Annotated in this window: 14 protein-coding genes; 9 read left to right on the top strand and 5 right to left on the bottom strand. The window is 40.6% G+C overall.

The features are described 5' to 3' along the window. A complete protein-coding gene (locus tag DW103_RS01450; protein ID WP_233545580.1) occupies positions 1–1,692 on the top strand; it encodes a DUF3857 domain-containing protein in 1,692 nt (563 codons plus the stop codon). 87 nt (positions 1,693–1,779) lie between these two features. Here DW103_RS01450 and dnaB read toward each other — a convergent pair whose 3' ends face one another. Beyond that, on the bottom strand, positions 1,780–3,306 hold the full coding sequence (gene dnaB / locus DW103_RS01455) for a replicative DNA helicase (RefSeq protein ID WP_122273881.1): 1,527 nt from the start codon (positions 3,304–3,306) through the stop codon (positions 1,780–1,782). A gap of 199 nt (positions 3,307–3,505) precedes the next feature. Here dnaB and DW103_RS01460 point away from each other — a divergent pair, with 199 nt between their 5' ends. From DW103_RS01460 to DW103_RS01475, 4 genes are all read left to right on the top strand, one after another. Continuing rightward, the gene (locus DW103_RS01460; RefSeq protein ID WP_122273882.1) at positions 3,506–4,432 is read left to right on the top strand and encodes a magnesium transporter CorA family protein; all 927 of its coding nucleotides are present in this window, start codon (positions 3,506–3,508) and stop codon (positions 4,430–4,432) included. Between the two features lie 374 nt (positions 4,433–4,806). Further along, complete coding sequence (locus DW103_RS01465; RefSeq protein WP_122273883.1) at positions 4,807–5,052, top strand: RNA-binding protein; 246 nt, start codon at positions 4,807–4,809, stop codon at positions 5,050–5,052. Between the two features lie 181 nt (positions 5,053–5,233). Then, the gene (locus DW103_RS01470) at positions 5,234–6,652 is read left to right on the top strand and encodes a sensor histidine kinase KdpD (RefSeq protein WP_122273884.1); all 1,419 of its coding nucleotides are present in this window, start codon (positions 5,234–5,236) and stop codon (positions 6,650–6,652) included. A gap of 25 nt (positions 6,653–6,677) precedes the next feature. Then, a complete protein-coding gene (locus DW103_RS01475; RefSeq protein WP_122273885.1) occupies positions 6,678–7,361 on the top strand; it encodes a response regulator transcription factor in 684 nt (227 codons plus the stop codon). On the opposite strand, the gene DW103_RS01480 is transcribed toward DW103_RS01475, so the two are convergent. Continuing rightward, a complete protein-coding gene (locus DW103_RS01480) occupies positions 7,351–7,620 on the bottom strand; it encodes a TIGR03905 family TSCPD domain-containing protein (RefSeq protein WP_122273962.1) in 270 nt (89 codons plus the stop codon). The genes DW103_RS01475 and DW103_RS01480 overlap by 11 nt on opposite strands. An 87-nt stretch (positions 7,621–7,707) precedes the next feature. Between DW103_RS01480 and DW103_RS01485 the strand changes: the two genes are divergently transcribed. The 4 genes from DW103_RS01485 to DW103_RS01500 all read left to right on the top strand — a co-directional run bounded on the left by DW103_RS01485 (position 7,708) and on the right by DW103_RS01500 (position 12,038). Next, positions 7,708–9,015, top strand: a complete 1,308-nt coding sequence (locus DW103_RS01485; RefSeq protein ID WP_122273886.1) for a folylpolyglutamate synthase/dihydrofolate synthase family protein — start codon at positions 7,708–7,710, stop codon at positions 9,013–9,015. A gap of 23 nt (positions 9,016–9,038) precedes the next feature. Then, positions 9,039–10,478 carry an MFS transporter gene (locus DW103_RS01490; protein WP_122273887.1) on the top strand — a complete coding sequence of 480 codons (1,440 nt, stop codon included), beginning with the start codon at positions 9,039–9,041 and terminating at the stop codon, positions 10,476–10,478. A 124-nt stretch (positions 10,479–10,602) separates the two neighbouring features. After that, the gene (gene ispE, locus DW103_RS01495; RefSeq protein WP_122273888.1) at positions 10,603–11,412 is read left to right on the top strand and encodes a 4-(cytidine 5'-diphospho)-2-C-methyl-D-erythritol kinase; all 810 of its coding nucleotides are present in this window, start codon (positions 10,603–10,605) and stop codon (positions 11,410–11,412) included. Next, positions 11,409–12,038, top strand: coding sequence for a class I SAM-dependent methyltransferase (locus DW103_RS01500; protein ID WP_122273889.1), 630 nt, complete (start codon positions 11,409–11,411; stop codon positions 12,036–12,038). Before ispE ends, DW103_RS01500 begins: the two co-directional genes overlap by 4 nt. Before the next feature lie 76 nt (positions 12,039–12,114). Here the strand turns inward: DW103_RS01500 and DW103_RS01505 are convergent, their stop codons facing one another. The 3 genes from DW103_RS01505 to DW103_RS01515 are packed head-to-tail and all read right to left on the bottom strand — an operon-like array spanning position 12,115 to position 16,823. Next, the gene (locus tag DW103_RS01505) at positions 12,115–14,370 is read right to left on the bottom strand and encodes a hypothetical protein (protein WP_122273890.1); all 2,256 of its coding nucleotides are present in this window, start codon (positions 14,368–14,370) and stop codon (positions 12,115–12,117) included. A 30-nt stretch (positions 14,371–14,400) separates the two neighbouring features. After that, positions 14,401–15,777, bottom strand: coding sequence for a hypothetical protein (locus DW103_RS01510; RefSeq protein WP_122273891.1), 1,377 nt, complete (start codon positions 15,775–15,777; stop codon positions 14,401–14,403). Positions 15,778–15,797: 20 nt separating this feature from the next. Then, positions 15,798–16,823, bottom strand: coding sequence for a FimB/Mfa2 family fimbrial subunit (locus DW103_RS01515; protein WP_122273892.1), 1,026 nt, complete (start codon positions 16,821–16,823; stop codon positions 15,798–15,800). Positions 16,824–16,867 lie beyond the last annotated feature (44 nt).

Genomic DNA, 16,867 nt, shown 5'->3' on the forward strand with positions numbered 1-16,867 from the left:
ATGAACAAAATAAACAAATCCACGCTCCTCATTTGCCTCTTGCTGATGGCAACATCGGCATTTGCCGCTTCGGAGGCCGAATATAAGAAACTGGCTAAAACGTACACATTAAATGCCGACGGTAGTCAGGAATATCGTTGCAATATGGAATTGACACTCTTTACGCATACGGCTATGAACGGAACTTACGGTGAAAGTTTCATCGTTTACAATCCGGAATATCAGGAATTGAAAATTCACTCTTCTTACACGAAACAGAAAGACGGAAATATCATTAAAACACCTGACAATGCATTTGTTGAGGTATTACCACATAGTGCCGCAGACGCTCCAGCTTATAATCATTTAAAAGAAATGGTAGTTGTACACACAGGACTGGAATTAGGTGCTACTATTTATCTGGATTATTCTATCCTTACTAAACCCGGCTATCTGCCGGCACTGGACATATACGATGAGCCGTTACAATCTTCACCGGTAAAGGAGTATACGTATACAATCGTATTGCCGGAATCCGTACAATTGTCCTATACCCTACAAAACTATAAGGCCAAACCGGCAACGCAGGTTTCAAACGGAACAAAAACAATGAAATGGACTTTACAGAATCTTCCGGCAGCTTCACGCAATCCGTTTGTTTCTGCCATGAATGGAGATATACCCTTCTTTACAGCAACCACATTCGTATCGGAAAAAGAAGCATTGAATGCTTTATACAAACAGTTTAATCCGCAAAACGACCCACAATTGGAAGGAATAGCCGAAAGTATCTGTGAAAACAAGAACAAAGATACGGAAAAGTTGGAAGCCATTCTTGATTATGTCATCAACAATCTGGACAACAGCCAGCTCTCACTTGCAGAAACAGGTTTTCGCCTGCGTCCGGTCGATGATGTTATCAATACGGCATATGGTACTGCTGCCGAGAAAATCAATATACTTTCCGGCTTGTTGAATGCTGCCGGTATTCAAGCTGAACCGGCTGCTTTGTATCGTGTAAATGCAGAAAAAGGCTGTGGCTTAAATGCCATTAGCGAATTATTTGTCATTGCCCAAGCCGATGGAAAAGAGTATTTGCTTACTCCTACTTCCAAACGAATGGCGACAGCTGGCTCTCTTGGAAACATTGTCCCCTCTTTCAAGTTGGCAAACGGAGAAAGACTCACCTTCGATGCTCCTGATACCGATATTAATTATAAGGTGGATATCACTTTAACACCCGAAAAAGCAGAGAATCAAATCACATCTCAAACAGGAAATGCACAACGTCCGTATTTCAGTGAAGATAAAGCTTCCGGTAGTTCCAGCCAATCTTTGAAGGTGAAAAACGGATATGTTTTAGTCAACCTGCCGGATGCCCCTGTTTCCTTAGCAAACAGTTCTTTCTGTCGCATGAATAGTACACGGAAAGAAAATTTACGGATGCCTTGTAAAGCCAACGAACAATACACGTATACCGTTCATATTCCGGAAGGGATGGAATTGCGTACACCTGCTGTAAACAAAACAATTTCCAATGCTGCCGGTCAAGTAATCTATTCTATCGAAAAGGATGGTAATACAGCTAAAATCACTCGTAGTCTCCAACTGAGCAAACAACTTTATACTCCTGCTGAATACAAGGATTTACGAACATTATTGACAGAATGGGGAAGTACGGATAATAAGATTTTATTGTTATCAATCTTATAAATCAAATTATTCCGATTTCTATTGAGGACAATAAAAAAAGAAAGCATTGATACTTTCTAAATACTGATTTGAAGTTCCGTTTTTATTCTAAAACGGAACTTCATTACTACTACCCTGACTCAGAAAGTCAGCACCTGCGGGAGGAATCGGCGGCATGGAAGCCATTGAATCCAAACCATCATTCATGTTAGACGAAAATTCTTTGACAGCCATATCTTCATCGATATTCATGAATTTCGCAAAATCACTCTTGAAGCGTAAACGTACATCGCCCGTTGCACCGTTACGATGTTTAGCGATAATAATTTCGGCTAAACCGATTAATGAATTACCTCGTTCATCCTCCGTAATTTTGTAATATTCAGGACGATGGATAAAACAAACCATATCCGCATCCTGTTCGATGGCTCCGGACTCACGCAAATCGGCCAGTTGCGGACGTTTTCCTTCTGCTCCCTGACGACTTTCCACACCACGGTTCAACTGAGACAAAGCAATAATCGGAATATTTAATTCTTTTGCTAATCCTTTTAACGAGCGGGAAATAGTACTCACTTCCTGTTCACGACTACCAAAATTCATTCCACTTGCATTCATCAACTGAAGGTAGTCGATAATAATACATCTGATACCATGCTCACGAACCAGACGACGAGCTTTGGTTCGTAATTCAAATACCGAAAGACTGGGGGTATCATCTACATAAATCGGAGCATCGTATAATTCTTTTATTTTGAAGTCCAATTGTTCCCATTCATAACTTTCCAGTCGCCCACTTTTAATTTTCTCACCCGGAATTTCGCATACGTTGACAATCAAACGGTTCACCAACTGAACATTACTCATTTCAAGTGAAAACAAAGCAACAGGTGTATTATGATTCACTGCCATATTCTTGGCCATTGAAAGTACAAATGCCGTTTTACCCATAGCCGGACGGGCTGCAATAATAATCAAGTCGGAATTCTGCCATCCGGAAGTTATTTTATCCAAACCATTAAAGCCGGAACGAATACCACTCAGACCTTCTTTTTGGTTGGCAGCCTTTTGAAGCATTTCCATCGCGTCTTTGATGACCGGATTAATCTGTGTAACATCTTTCTTTACGTTACGCTGGGATATTTCAAACAATTTACCTTCGGCTTCCTGCATCAAGTCTTCCACGTCAATTGTTTCATCGAACGCTTTTCCTTGTATCATGGCTGTGAAAGATATTAATTCGCGTGCCAGGTATTTTTGAGCAATAATACGAGCATGGTACTCAATATGAGCACTACTGGCTACTTTGCTGGTCAGTTGTGAAATGTAGAACGGACCACCTACCTGGTCCAGTTCTCCCCGTTTTTTTAACTGTTCGGTGACGGTAAGCATATCCACCGGACGCTGGCTGATTGCCAAATCGACAATAGCCGCATAAATCATTTCATGTGCTTTTTCATAAAAACACTCCGGTTTCAATATCTCGCTAATAATGGAATAAGCATCTTTCTCCAGCATTAAAGCACCTAATACAGCTTCCTCCAACTCACGCGCTTGTGGTTGCAACCGCCCCATATCAGGTACAACAATCGTTTTCTGCTTTCCTCTTCCAGTATTTCTTGTTCCTTCTGCCATTTTCTCGTTTTATTCTTATCGGGCATCAAAATTACTATTTTTATTTGGCATTCGTTTCTTTTTTCTACCTTTACGGCCGTAAAAAGTATTTCAATTATGGACGACAGTATTCCGCGAGAAACAAAAACAGGTAATAATTAACGCTGCAGGGGCGAAACGGCAAGGCCTCTGTACGTATAAAAAACGAAAGGAGGCAATAATGAGAAAATTTCTTTATTGTGAAGCCGGTTTTGTAGAAAAAGACAAATGGCTTCCAAACTGCTGGGTAAACGTAGAATGCCCGACACCGGACGATATCCAATATCTTATAAATGAATTGAATGTTCCCGAATCTTTTTTAAGCGACATTGCCGATACCGACGAACGTCCTCGTATCGAGTATGAGGGAAATTGGCTGCTTACCATCATTCGTATTCCGGTGCAAAGTAAAGAACAAGGCATTCCGTTCACGACTATCCCGATAGGTATTATGACTAACAACGAACTTATTATTTCCGTTTGTTATTATCAGACAGAACTTATTCCCGATTTTATCCGCTATACCCAACGTAAAGAACTAGTTGTACGTCATAAGTACGATTTGATATTACGCCTGATATACTCATCGGCTGTCTGGTTTCTAAAATACCTGAAACAGATAAATAATGAAGTAGGACGTGCAGAAAAGGCACTCGAAAAAAGTATTCGCAACGAAGATTTGTTACGTTTGATGAAACTTGAAAAAAGTATGGTCTATTTCAACACTTCTATCCGTGGCAATGAGGTAATGTTGAGTAAATTACAAAGTATTTTTCAAGACCCGATGTATATGGATAAGGAGTTGGTCGAAGATGTTGAAACCGAATTAAAGCAAGCACATCAGACCGTAAATATCTATAGCGATATTCTCACCGGGACAATGGATGCATTCGCCTCCATCATTTCCAACAATGTAAATATCATCATGAAACGTATGACTTCCATATCTATTATATTGATGGTACCTACATTGATTGCCAGTTTTTATGGAATGAATGTTCCTATTTACGGGGAAGATATGCCACATGCTTTTGCAATCATTTTTTGTGTATCTATTGCCCTGTCCGCATTATCTTTCTGTATTTTCAGAAAGATTAAATGGTTTTAATTTCCGGGTCATACTTATTTGTATTGCATATATATGCTTATTTCATTCCACGAAGTAAGCATATATATCGGCATAATATGTTCATTCCCTGTTCTTTCAAGTATATGGCAGTGCTATTCAAATAATATTTGAGGCCCACAACCGTTAAGTATTGACCTTTTATACGCAAAAAGTATAATAAACGGAGAATAAAGGATAAACATAGTACTTTATCCAAATAGAATGCTTTCCTTTGCATCAACAAACAATAAGAGATTTATTTAGCTCTCATTCTTACATGTATCTTCTCAGTTTCCATATTGAGTATTTCCATCTCTGATTAAGAACCTCCTAAATTTCATTGTTGAATTATTAATTTTTTATATTTATATTTTATGAACATGTATGTAGGTAACCTTAGCTATAATGTTAGGGAATCAGATTTAAGAGAAGTTATGGAAGAGTATGGAACAGTTGAGTCTGTAAAACTTATTACCGACCGTGACACAAGAAGATCCAAAGGCTTTGCATTTATTGAAATGCCTGAGCAATCAGAAGCTATCAATGCCATTAAAGAATTAAACGGAGCTGAATATGCAGGCCGTCCGATGGTAGTGAAAGAAGCACTTCCCAGAAATTAATTAACTGCATTATAAAAACAGTTGAAAAGGGTATCCGAAATCGGGTATCCTTTTTTATTATATCTTTCTCCTTCTCTTTTTATACGCTCAGATGTCAAAACAGTAGTGTTATTTAGTCTTACCATTTTTGCCATATATTCAAACATATCATTTACATTTGCCCGTAAGAAATTTGAAATATATGAATACTCGTTTTCGTTTCAAAACAATAGCACTTTTAATAAGCCTTTCTTTATTAGGTTTACTACTATCACAAGGGTATTGGTTGAAAGGTTTGTATCTATCCAATAAAACCACAACAATGGAACATGTACGGGAAGCGATGAGAATGGCTGATTACAGAGAAACATTCACTCGTATGGACACGCTTAAAAGTAAAGATTATCATGAGGAAGTAAAATATGCCATTTCCGCAGGTGATGACTCAGCCAGCAAAGACTCCTCTGTAAAAGTATCAACAATAGATACTACAATCCAATTTCGTAATTCAGAAGAGACTTTAAAAGATTATTTATCCCAACTTAGTATCATGGAAATGCAAATACAGGCAGCTATACATCAAAAGATAGACTCTTTAATGCCTATAAATTATAGACAGTATGAAATATATCTGTCGGAAGAATTACAAAACAGAGGTATATCAGCCCCTTACCAATTGCAGGTAATCCAACCGGATGCCACCGACTCCGTTCTCTATGCCAGTCCGGACACAATTAATGTTGTCCGGCCATGGAGGAATGCCGCTCAAATAGAATTTCCTTTCGGTCTGAACGGCAGTTTTTATAAAATATCACTATCGCCGGATAAGATTGTTTTGAAACAGATGGCCGGAATACTGATATCCTCTCTCCTGCTTGTCGTTGTTATTTTAGGCGCTTTTATTTATCTTCTTTATACAATCCTCCGACAAAAAACAGTAGAAGAACTAAAAACTGATTTCACCAATAATATGACACATGAGCTGAAAACACCTATATCAGTAGCTTATGCCGCCAATGATGTTTTACTAAATCATAACCACAATGTCAGTGAAAAGCAGCAAAAATACTTGACTATTATCCGCGAACAACTCACTCATCTTTCCGGATTGGTCGAACAGATATTAACCCTATCCGTTGAAAACCGCAAATCGTTCCGGTTGCATCCCGAAACGATTTACGTAGCTAAAATACTCCCGGCTCTAATCGAACAATATAAATTAAAGACCGGCGAGCCTCTCAGTATAACGACTGAAATACCTGACGACCTGCATATTATAGCCGATCCAACACATTTATATAACATGCTTAGTAATCTTATAGAAAATGCGATTAAATATTCCGGAGAAAAGCCTTGCAGCATTTCCATAAAAAGCGTAAGACTTTCTGATGAAACCTGCCTAACTGTTTCCGACAATGGTATAGGTATCAGCGAAACCAATCAGAAACGAATATTCGATAAGTTCTTTCGTGTTCCTAATGGAAACCTGCATAATGTAAAAGGATATGGCCTGGGACTATATTATGTAAATGATATGATGTCCAAACATGGAGGATATGTCAGTGTTAAAAGTACGTTAGGAAAAGGTAGCACTTTTACCTTACATTTCAAAAACAAATAGTCTGTTTCAAGTAAAGAATAGAAAAATGGAAAAGACAAAAGTATTATTAGTTGAGGATGAACCCACACTCGCCATGATAATAAAGGATACGCTAGACGGTGATGAATTCGACATTATCCTAGCTTCCGACGGTGAAGAAGGCTTGGCACGTTGTAAAGAAACAAAACCGGATATTATCGTATCCGACATTATGATGCCTAAAATCGACGGTTTCACAATGGTACGCCACATACGGAAGACGGACTCGCAAATTCCCGTTCTCTTTCTCTCTGCCCGTTCCGCCGCAAACGATGTAGTGGAAGGCTTTGAACTGGGAGGCAACGATTACCTGAAGAAACCATTCGGTATGGCGGAACTAATTATCCGTATTAAGGCTTTATTAAAGAAAATAACGATTAATAAAGAAGAGACAAGTACTTTTACTTTGGGACAATATTCCTTCGACTCCATCACGCAAACACTAAAACATCAAGGAAATAAACAACTTCTAAGTAATCGGGAGTCTGAAATATTAAAACGTTTGTGTGCAAACAAGGACAATGTACTTCCTATGAAAGATGTTTTACTGGAACTGTGGGGCGATGACTCGTTTTTTAACGCTCGCAGCCTGCATGTCTTCATTACGAAACTACGACATAAGCTATCCAAAGACGAAAGTATAAAAATATTGAATGTACGGGGTATCGGTTACAAACTGATTATAGATTAAAATCAGTTTGTATTTTCTTTAAAGCCTGCGCCAACTGGTCAGGACAGGAAGTTCCCCGTTCACGACAGTTGATTCCTTCCAAGCGCCGAATAGCTTCCTGAATATCCATACCAACCAGCAGTCGGGACAATCCTTGCGTATTACCTTGGCAGCCACCAATAATTTGAACATTTCTGATTATATTATCTTCCGAGTCAATAATCATCATCTTCGAACATACTCCCCCTTCCGGAGTATGGCTAATACGTTGCTTACTCATATTGCTTTCTTCCTTTTTATTTTCTTTAACGAAGCGCAAAGGTATAAATAAAATTGACTACTTTTGCGAAATATAAATTTCAAAAGCATGACTTACGAAGAAACGCTACACTATCTATATACCAGCATTCCGGTCTTTCAACATAGCGGTGCATCCGCATACAAACCGGGGTTGGATACCAGTATAGCACTAGATAATCATCTCGGAAATCCGCATCAAGCATACAAAACAATCCACGTAGCCGGTACAAACGGTAAAGGCTCTGTCAGCCATCTTTTGGCAGCAATCCTACGCCAGTCCGGATATAAAGTCGGACTTTACACCTCCCCCCATTTAGTGGATTTTCGTGAACGTATCCGCGTAAACGGGAAAATGATACCCAAAGAATATGTGATTCGGTTCATTGAACGCTATCGTACCTTCTTCGAGTCGTTACAACCCTCCTTTTTCGAGTTGACTTCTACATTGGCATTCGATTATTTTCGTACCGAAAAGGTGGATATTGCGGTTATCGAAGTCGGGATGGGAGGACGTCTGGATAGTACGAATATTATTACCCCAATCCTAAGTATAATTACGAATATCAGCCTCGACCATACCCAGTTTCTGGGCGACACTGTCGAAAAGATAGCCGCAGAGAAAGCAGGAATCATAAAAAAAGGCATTCCGGTTCTGATTGGCGAGGTTGACCGTCACAGCGTAGCACAGGTATTCTCAGATGCTGCTGTCAAAAACGACACATTAGTCTATTTTGCACAGGATGAAGGATTGTTGGGAGAATCTTATCTGATGGATACAGGAGAATGGTTCTTTGATTCGACTGAATACGGACAATTGTTAGGAGAATTGGGAGGTGTTGTACAGTTCAGAAATGCAACAACTGTTTTGGGTGCGCTCAACTTGTTAAACACACAAGGTATCGACATACCAAAGAAAGCTGTCCGTGAAGGATTTGAGCATGTAGTTGAACTCACAGGTTTAATGGGGCGCTGGCAGTTATTACAGGAAAACCCGAAAGTAGTATGTGATACCGGACATAATGTTGGAGGTTGGGAATACATCAATATCCAACTTAGTGATGAACAGAAAAAGCACAAACTTCTCTATATGATTGTAGGCATGGTGAATGATAAAGATATCAACGGCGTATTAGAACTTATGCCGAAAAATGCATTTTATTTTTTCACCCAGGCATCCATTCCCAGGGCTATGCCGGCAAAAGATTTCGCGGAAAAAGGAATGGCACACGGATTGTCCGGTACCATTTGTGAAAATGTAGGGGAAGCAGTCCAGAAAGCTTTGGCGCGTGCTGGAAAAGATGATTTTATTTTTATAGGGGGCAGTACTTTCATTGTAGCGGATGCCCTCCCCCTTTTCAGTAAAGAAAAAGAATAACATAATTCAATAAAACAAATATCATGAGAGAACAGATTCAAAGAAAACTAAGCGAATCCAAAACGGCTCGATGGTCCGTATTGGCGCTTGTTGCATTCACAATGCTTTGCGGATACTTCATCACAGACATGATGGCCCCGCTTCAAGACTTACTTCAAACTCCCGTCGAAGGTGGCGGTCTTGGATGGACCGCCAACGAATATGGTAAGTTTACCAGCGCCTACGGTTGGTTTAATGTATTCTTCTTGATGCTTATTTTCGGAGGTATGATACTGGACAAAATGGGTGTACGTTTTACCGGATTAATGGCCACAAGTATTATGCTTATCGGTGTATTTATCAAATGGTTCGGTGTATCCCATGATTTCGGTGGCGCAACTGTTTCCGTTTTCGGTACGGAATGGGGATATCCGTTGCTGGTAGCATCATTAGGATATGCTTTATTCGGGGTCGGGATTGAAATAGCAGGTATTACCGTTTCTAAAATCATAGTGAAATGGTTTAAAGGTAAAGAAATGGCATTGGCCATGGGATTGGAAATGGCCTGTGCCCGTATCGGAACGGGATTAGCTATCGGTATTACGCCGTTGTTGAGCCGTGCTTTCGGTAATTCTATCAGCATGCCTATTTTTATTGGTTTGATACTACTTTGTATCGGTTTGCTATCCTTCATCGTATTCGTTATCATGGATATCAAACGAGATGCCGAAGACGCTGCCTCCACTACGGAAGAAGAGCCGGAAGAACCGTTCCGTATCAGCGACATTTTTGATATTATTAAATTAAAAGGATTTTGGTATATGGCGCTTCTTTGCGTGTTGTTTTATTCCGCTGTCTTTCCTTTCCTTAAATATGCCCCCAGCCTGATGATTAACAAATTCGGCATAGACCCGGAACTTTCCGGTATCATTCCGGCTTTGTTACCGTTCGGTAATATTTTGTTAACTCCATTTTTCGGAAATCTTTATGATCGGAAAGGGAAAGGAGCTACCATCATGATTATTGGGGCCATCATGCTAATATTTGTCCATCTGATGTTCTCCATTCCTATGTTAAACAACTGGCTTATCGCATTGGGATTAATCATTCTACTGGGTGTTGCCTTCTCTTTGGTCCCTTCTGCTATGTGGCCTTCAGTTCCGAAAATTATCCCGGAAAACAAACTAGGTACTGCATATGCCTTGATTTTCTGGGTACAGAACTGGGGCTTAATGGGAGTTCCTTATATGATTGGCCTTGTCTTGGATAAATATTGCGTAACAGGTCTTGTCGACGGCAAACCGACATACGACTATACTATTCCGATGATGATTTTCACAGGATTCGGTATTTTAGCGCTCCTCATTTCTTTATTGTTGAAACGCGAAGACCGCATCAAAGGTTATGGTCTGGAATTACCAAATATTCAGAAAGACGCAGATGTTGTACTTGCTGAAGAAATGATTGGTGAAGGGCAAAGATAATCAGGATTATTTTGCGTGTACCTCTCAACAGCTCAAACCGGGTAATTATGCAAGTTTACATGCAAAAAGAAGAATATAATCGAACAGATTTATTACTTTTGTCTATAAACAATATTTATTTAGTATGATTTGTTTTCCAAATGCCAAAATAAACTTGGGATTAAACGTTGTCAGTAAACGTCCTGATGGTTATCACAATATTGAAACCATCTTCTATCCTGTTCCTGTGAAAGATGCGCTGGAAATAGTGGACGCTCCAGCTTTCTCATTTTCACAAACAGGTATTCAAATAGATGGACCGACAGAAAAAAACCTGGTAATTAAAGCATTAAATCTACTAAAAAAAGAATTTGAAATCCCTGCTCTGGAAGTGAATCTGCTAAAAGCGATTCCTTCCGGAGCAGGATTAGGAGGAGGTTCGTCTGATGCCGCTTTTATGCTTCGTTTGTTAAATGACTACTGCAAACTGGGAATAGCCCAAGATAAACTAGAAACGTTAGCCGCCTCCATAGGGGCTGATTGTCCGTTTTTTATTCGTAATACACCCGTTTTTGCTTCAGGCACGGGAAATATATTCGAACCGGTTCAATTATCCTTACGTGGTTATTATCTTTGCCTGATAAAGCCGGATGTTGCAGTTTCTACCCCTGAAGCTTATTCAATGGTAAAACCTGCATTTCCTTCTATTTCTCTAAAGGAAATAATACAAACACCTGTTTGCGAGTGGAAAAAGGCCATGGTAAATGATTTTGAACAAAGTATATTTACTAAACATCCTGTTATTGCAGAGATTAAAGAAGCACTTTATCAGAATGGAGCAGTATATGCCTCTATGTCCGGCTCCGGTTCATCAGTTTTCGGGTTATTTAAAAAATCAACGAATCTGAAAAAGTTGTTTGAAGATTGTTTCGTTTGGGAAGGAGAACTGCCATGAAACACATTGCCGACTTTTTTGATGCATTAGCTGATCGCTGGGATGAACTTTGTTATCACGATCCCCAAAAGCTAAATTATATTCTAAAACAATCCGGACTTCGTCAGAGCATGCGTATCCTTGACGTGGGGTGTGGAACCGGTATTCTGGAAAGCTATTTGCTGGCGCATGCTCCTTCTAAGATTGTTGCAGTAGATCTCTCACCCCGTATGATAAAACAGGCACAACTAAAATATCATACACCTTTGGTTGATTTTCGTAGCATGGACGTATTGGATTTGAAAAATGAAATATTCGATTATATTATTGTTTATAGTGCATTCCCTCATTTTGAATATCCGGAGATACTAATAGCTCACTTGGCTGAATTAACAAGCCCGGGAGGAAAATTGATAATTTGCCACAGTGAAGGACGAGTACAAATAAATGGTCATCATGACAAGCAAGCCAAAAGGATATCTTTTCCCCTTCTTAAAATAGAACAGGTAAAGTCTATAATGCGCCGCTTTTTTACTATTGATAAAGCTGAAGATACCGATCAACTTTATCTTATCTGTGGTACCCGTAAAGAAACGATTATTCGGCGCAATTCTAATAATTCGGAGAACAAAAGATACCGAGAATAAATTTCTTCTACCCTGAATCTAGAGAATCCCGCAGGAATTTTCCTGCGGATTTATATCTGAAAAACATAAGTATTACTCAATAATCCCTGATACAGCGTACCGGAAATGCACATGAACGGTCCACATCGTAAAACATAACCTCATCATGTTTGAAAAAAAAGCAACTGGCGGTTTCATTATTATCAAAAACACATGGTGTTGAAGACCAGTAAATGCCTATTTCTCCAATATATTCGACTTTGCCATTCGAATAACGGTCACCGGAAGCCGGAAGGATAATAGCTCCGGGAGGCGGAAGCCTTGTATCGTTAATAGATTCTTTTGCTGTGATTCCTAATTGCAATCCACTGAAAAGAGTATAAGCTCCTGTCGTAAGTTTTTCGAGTAACTCGGAATCAGATGTATTATTGAGGGTATTCGTCATATTTGAAAAATTACCAAAGCGATATATGGCAGGGTCGTTTGTCGTTTCTTCATACAGTAACTTCAGTTCCTCATAGGTCGGCAAGCGCCATTTACCACCGGCCCAAGTGTTCCGGCTTGAAAGATAGCGGCATATATCGCCAATATCAGCTTCCTTCTTGAATCCCAGATTGTTGTTGTATGTTTTGAAAGCGTCTGTATCATCTTTGCCTGTCAGGGCTGTCGTGAAATTATAACTCTGGTGGGCATAAGGAATATTCTCCCAATTTCCATATTGGGGCGATACATAAGGATTGCCAATCGGTTTAATCGGATAGAGAGAACCCCATTTGAAGAATAATCCTTGCGCAGTCGGCCTAAGTCTCACTAAATCTTCTTCAGAAGTAGCAAACGTCATGCTATTGTCGAGAATCATGATATTACTGTGTGCAAACGTTTCTGCCATCGTGACTCGCCGAATCGTAAGGGTATCGCGGAGTCTTCCGTTTGAGAATGCGATTTGCCCGGTTGCATAACGGTTGTTAGTAGGTGGTGTTGCCTTTGCTATCCGGAGATTCAGGCCGGAGAGATTCTCGCCTCTGTCGGTAGTCGTGCTGTTTGCAAACTTAAGCCAGCCTGCTTCTCCCGGGTTGAGGACTTGTGCTTCCCAACTTCCCTGATAATCGGAAATAATCCTAAGTCTTAGCTCTTTGTTTGCGTTCCAAGGTACATCGACTACCTTTTTTTCGGTTCCCATGAAATATTGCCCGTCGTAAACAATATTATTTATTCCCGTCATATTTATAATCAGGATGGATGTTTTCAGGTTTGACAGTACGGATGATGCGTTAATTGCTTCCTCAAAACTCGGATAACCAATCCCTTCGGCAGCTGTTATTGTTACGATATATTTATGGTTACGATATAGTGGGACATCGTCTCCGCGAAAGACTTCGTAATCTTCATGCATCTCTATGTCGGAGGTGAAATCGACACGATAGTAGTTGCGTTTTCCTTCATAAATACCCTCCAAAACGAGGCATACTTTTTCGTTGGGCGCCGCTTTTGGTGCTTCGTACGTATATATTAGCCCTTCCATAAGCGGTCCCGGAGAATAGTCGCCTTGTGAATAGAGGTATTCGATAGGTGTATTCCGTGTAAAACCGGACGGTATCATCGGATTCTCGTTTCTTGAATAAGGATATCTGTTATCCCATTCTCTTATTATATCTCCGCTCGACTCATCCCAGGCCGGAGCGATGAATCCGCTTGTACGGTAATTTGCCAGATATATTTTCTCCAGCTTGAAGATATTGCTGTTTACTCTATTCTGCACATCAATCCGTGCCAGCATGCGTTTCAGTTCGATTCCTGGAATTGTCATACCTTTATAAACGCCATATACAGATACTTCACCATACATAGGCATAGGGGTAAAGCCCGGGACGGATGTGTTCCATTCATGGGAGCTCTGAAATGTCAGATGTTCCAATAAAAGTGGTTTTTCTATATAATAGGGACCATAGCTCCATGCATCTAATACTTCTCGATGAGCGTTGGCAATTGCGACAACACTGCGGGCACGACTAAGGTCATCATTTTCTCCTATGGCCAATTGGAATAAGACCAGGTAATCATCACTCCATGTTTCTTCTGATAAATCAGTTATATGGAAATGCTCGAGTAATACGGCCGGATACGAATCGTCGAAGAACATCAAGTCTATATCCTTTATTTTTCTTTCCCATATTTTGTCTTCTCCTGAGCGGGTCAGCATAGGGATTTCCAAACCGGGAACAGTCATTTTTACCGTTATTTTATTTTCTGCAGGTATAGTGCCACCGATTATGGACTCATCGGTACATCCCATCATGCACAGCAACAGGATGGTTGCGCTAATTATTATTGTCAGGATGTTATATTGTTTCATACTGTTATATGTATTTAATTATAAATCATTTTAGCGGTTGATCCTAATTAGTTTTGTCAGGTTACCGGCTTTGACTTCTGCTATTGCATAGCAACCGTTATGCTCTGGAATTTTTATCTCTTGCATATTCGAGTATTCTATTTCCCGGCGGAGATAGCCCTCCTTCTCGTCAAGAGCTACCCGCAGCCAACCATATAAAAGGCTGTTGGTGTCGGTGACCGGTTCGCCTGTTTTAGTATAATATCGTGTTTCTCCAATACAGATGCCATCCGGGTAATTCCGATCGCTATGGTCATAATTGGTTATGGCAATCACATCGGCCCTGTCTTGGTAATTCGGCAAGTAAAGGTTATCTTCACTCACGGTCAGGAAATATTGCGGATCGAGAATAACGTCTTGCTTGACATTTGTCCATGGACTGATAGTGGTGTAAAACTCTATCTTTTCCCTATGTATATTTGCGGTTGTTTTATAGACATAGTTACGCCTTACCTCTCGCATGGTCAGGGGTTCTAAGTTGGTCATGTCGGCAAAGTCCAACAAGGTCGTAACGGCTCTTCTTTGTCCTTCTTCGGTGTCTATACCTTCAATGGTCAAGATTAGTTTATCGTTATGGTTTGCCGCGTCGCAGGTTCTCTCCGGCGTATAGAAAGAACAATACCGGCTTGATTCATACCCGATTTTCAAAGGAACTCCCGTATGCTGCCAGACAACCTCCTTATTGGGTATGACAGTCTGCATATCGGAACCGAAAAATATGTCGGGACCAACCAGATAGCCTTCGTCGTATGACCTCGACAAGGTGATTTTAGTATTCTCTGTAACAGCTGCTTCAAACCACGGATAGGTTTTGAACCAAATATCGACCCGTGCGACTGCACGTTCGACCCTTAATTCTTGTGCAAGGGCGCTGTTTTCGTCTGCATGACTTTCTGTTATGGAGATGTTATGGACGATGCCTGTCATCGGTATTCCTTTTGTCCCGATAGCTGTATGGTTTTGATTGAAAATATCTGCCATTTGGAATTTTATCGTGTTCAGATCGTAAGGAGAGCTTACCGACTCTAATGTCCTGGTTAATGCATCCGGTTCGTTCAGGATGACGATGAGCGCTTTGTCCTGGTTATGGCGAACTTTCAAATAGGTATTGAATGACCAGACGTTGTTTTTGTCCAGTATTACCATTTGGTTGATATCAACAGTGGGATAAGTCGATACGTTATCGAATACAATAAAGCGGGCGGAATATACATACTCATCGACCTGCACATCGCCTGTAATGATATTTATAGCCATCATCCCCTTTGTATCTTGCAGGACAGGTTCGCCTATTGCGTGCTCTGCTGTGCAGGCATAAAGGGTTATGGTCGCAATAACTATGTATATCAGGTTCAATATCGTTTTCATAAAATTCCTTTTTCAAATATTCAAATTCCTATGTCGTTGAGCCATATGATCCAGTCGTTGACAATCACTTTGACAGCGACAAAGTTCTCAGGACCACCCGGCTCATCTCCTTTATATATAACTACAATATGCCATTCGCTTTGCCTGTCCAGATATTCCTGCATGGGCAACGGGCTGCCGTCAGGGCGCGAAGCGGGTTTGGTATGTTCCAATAATCTCATCAGGTCGTAATCCCATACGACCTTTCCGGTTTCCGTACTGCAGACGGTGAGCCGGTAATCATATTCTTCTTCATGAAGTAGCCGCCCGGTATTGATATGGGCTTCCGCTATTGCTCCGGATGCGGCATCGCCGGCTGTCAGGGAATAGGGGGTGTACTTCACTGTTTCTTTATTTTTCGGGCTGTTGTCATGTCCGTAGACTGCGCCTTCGGGAGTAATGATCTCAAACGTATAGGCGGCAGCTTTCGTATCGGCCTTTGTCTCTTGCCCGTAGTCCGAACTTGCCAACACCAGATTGAAGAGATTGGTTGCTTTTATGAGGTGTATGGGATGAACGGTCTCATTTGCCTGGTAATCGATTTCCTTTGTTGTCCCGATCCATAACGGCGGAAATTCATGGGAAACGGTATTCGAGTTACGTGCCAGTGCTATTTGTGTTTCGTATGGCGTTGTTTCTCCGGGAATAAGCCGGCTTCCGTTTTTTCCTGTGACACGGAAGTTGTCGGAAAGTCCGCCGACTGTCAATATCTTATATTTCCCGAAAGGGAGGTTGTAGCCAAAAGGCATTCTTTTGTTTCCAATAAGTTCTTCCTGCGAAGATTGCATGGTGAACAGGTATTTATCCTGCGCATCGAAGATAAACAGGTCGACGGAGCCGACATGCGGATCAAAAGAGTCCGTGTACTCCATATTATGGTCGTAGATAAACTCGAGGTATGTCCTGCATTCATCTATATACTCTCTGATGCAAGACAACAGGAAGACAGACACGAAGACTGTCAAGGCCAATGCACTAAAATTCCGATATATTCTGTTCGTGTTCATACTCCTGTGTTATTATTAAAAAGTACTTTCGGAAGAAACCTTTG

This window comes from Parabacteroides sp. AM08-6, from assembly GCF_003473295.1.
GTDB lineage: Bacteria > Bacteroidota > Bacteroidia > Bacteroidales > Tannerellaceae > Parabacteroides.

Excerpts from the sequence above, each read along its gene's own strand:
- ispE (WP_122273888.1), top strand. The coding sequence starts at position 10,603 with ATGATTTGTTTTCCAAATGCCAAAATAAACTTGGGATTAAACGTTGTC.
- DW103_RS01510 (WP_122273891.1), bottom strand. The coding sequence starts at position 15,777 with ATGAAAACGATATTGAACCTGATATACATAGTTATTGCGACCATAACC.
- dnaB (WP_122273881.1), bottom strand. The coding sequence starts at position 3,306 with ATGGCAGAAGGAACAAGAAATACTGGAAGAGGAAAGCAGAAAACGATT.
- DW103_RS01500 (WP_122273889.1), top strand. The coding sequence starts at position 11,409 with ATGAAACACATTGCCGACTTTTTTGATGCATTAGCTGATCGCTGGGAT.
- DW103_RS01505 (WP_122273890.1), bottom strand. The coding sequence starts at position 14,370 with ATGAAACAATATAACATCCTGACAATAATAATTAGCGCAACCATCCTG.
- DW103_RS01480 (WP_122273962.1), bottom strand. The coding sequence starts at position 7,620 with ATGAGTAAGCAACGTATTAGCCATACTCCGGAAGGGGGAGTATGTTCG.
- DW103_RS01465 (WP_122273883.1), top strand. The coding sequence starts at position 4,807 with ATGAACATGTATGTAGGTAACCTTAGCTATAATGTTAGGGAATCAGAT.
- DW103_RS01475 (WP_122273885.1), top strand. The coding sequence starts at position 6,678 with ATGGAAAAGACAAAAGTATTATTAGTTGAGGATGAACCCACACTCGCC.
- DW103_RS01470 (WP_122273884.1), top strand. The coding sequence starts at position 5,234 with ATGAATACTCGTTTTCGTTTCAAAACAATAGCACTTTTAATAAGCCTT.
- DW103_RS01485 (WP_122273886.1), top strand. The coding sequence starts at position 7,708 with ATGACTTACGAAGAAACGCTACACTATCTATATACCAGCATTCCGGTC.
- DW103_RS01490 (WP_122273887.1), top strand. The coding sequence starts at position 9,039 with ATGAGAGAACAGATTCAAAGAAAACTAAGCGAATCCAAAACGGCTCGA.
- DW103_RS01460 (WP_122273882.1), top strand. The coding sequence starts at position 3,506 with ATGAGAAAATTTCTTTATTGTGAAGCCGGTTTTGTAGAAAAAGACAAA.
- DW103_RS01515 (WP_122273892.1), bottom strand. The coding sequence starts at position 16,823 with ATGAACACGAACAGAATATATCGGAATTTTAGTGCATTGGCCTTGACA.
- DW103_RS01450 (WP_233545580.1), top strand. The coding sequence starts at position 1 with ATGAACAAAATAAACAAATCCACGCTCCTCATTTGCCTCTTGCTGATG.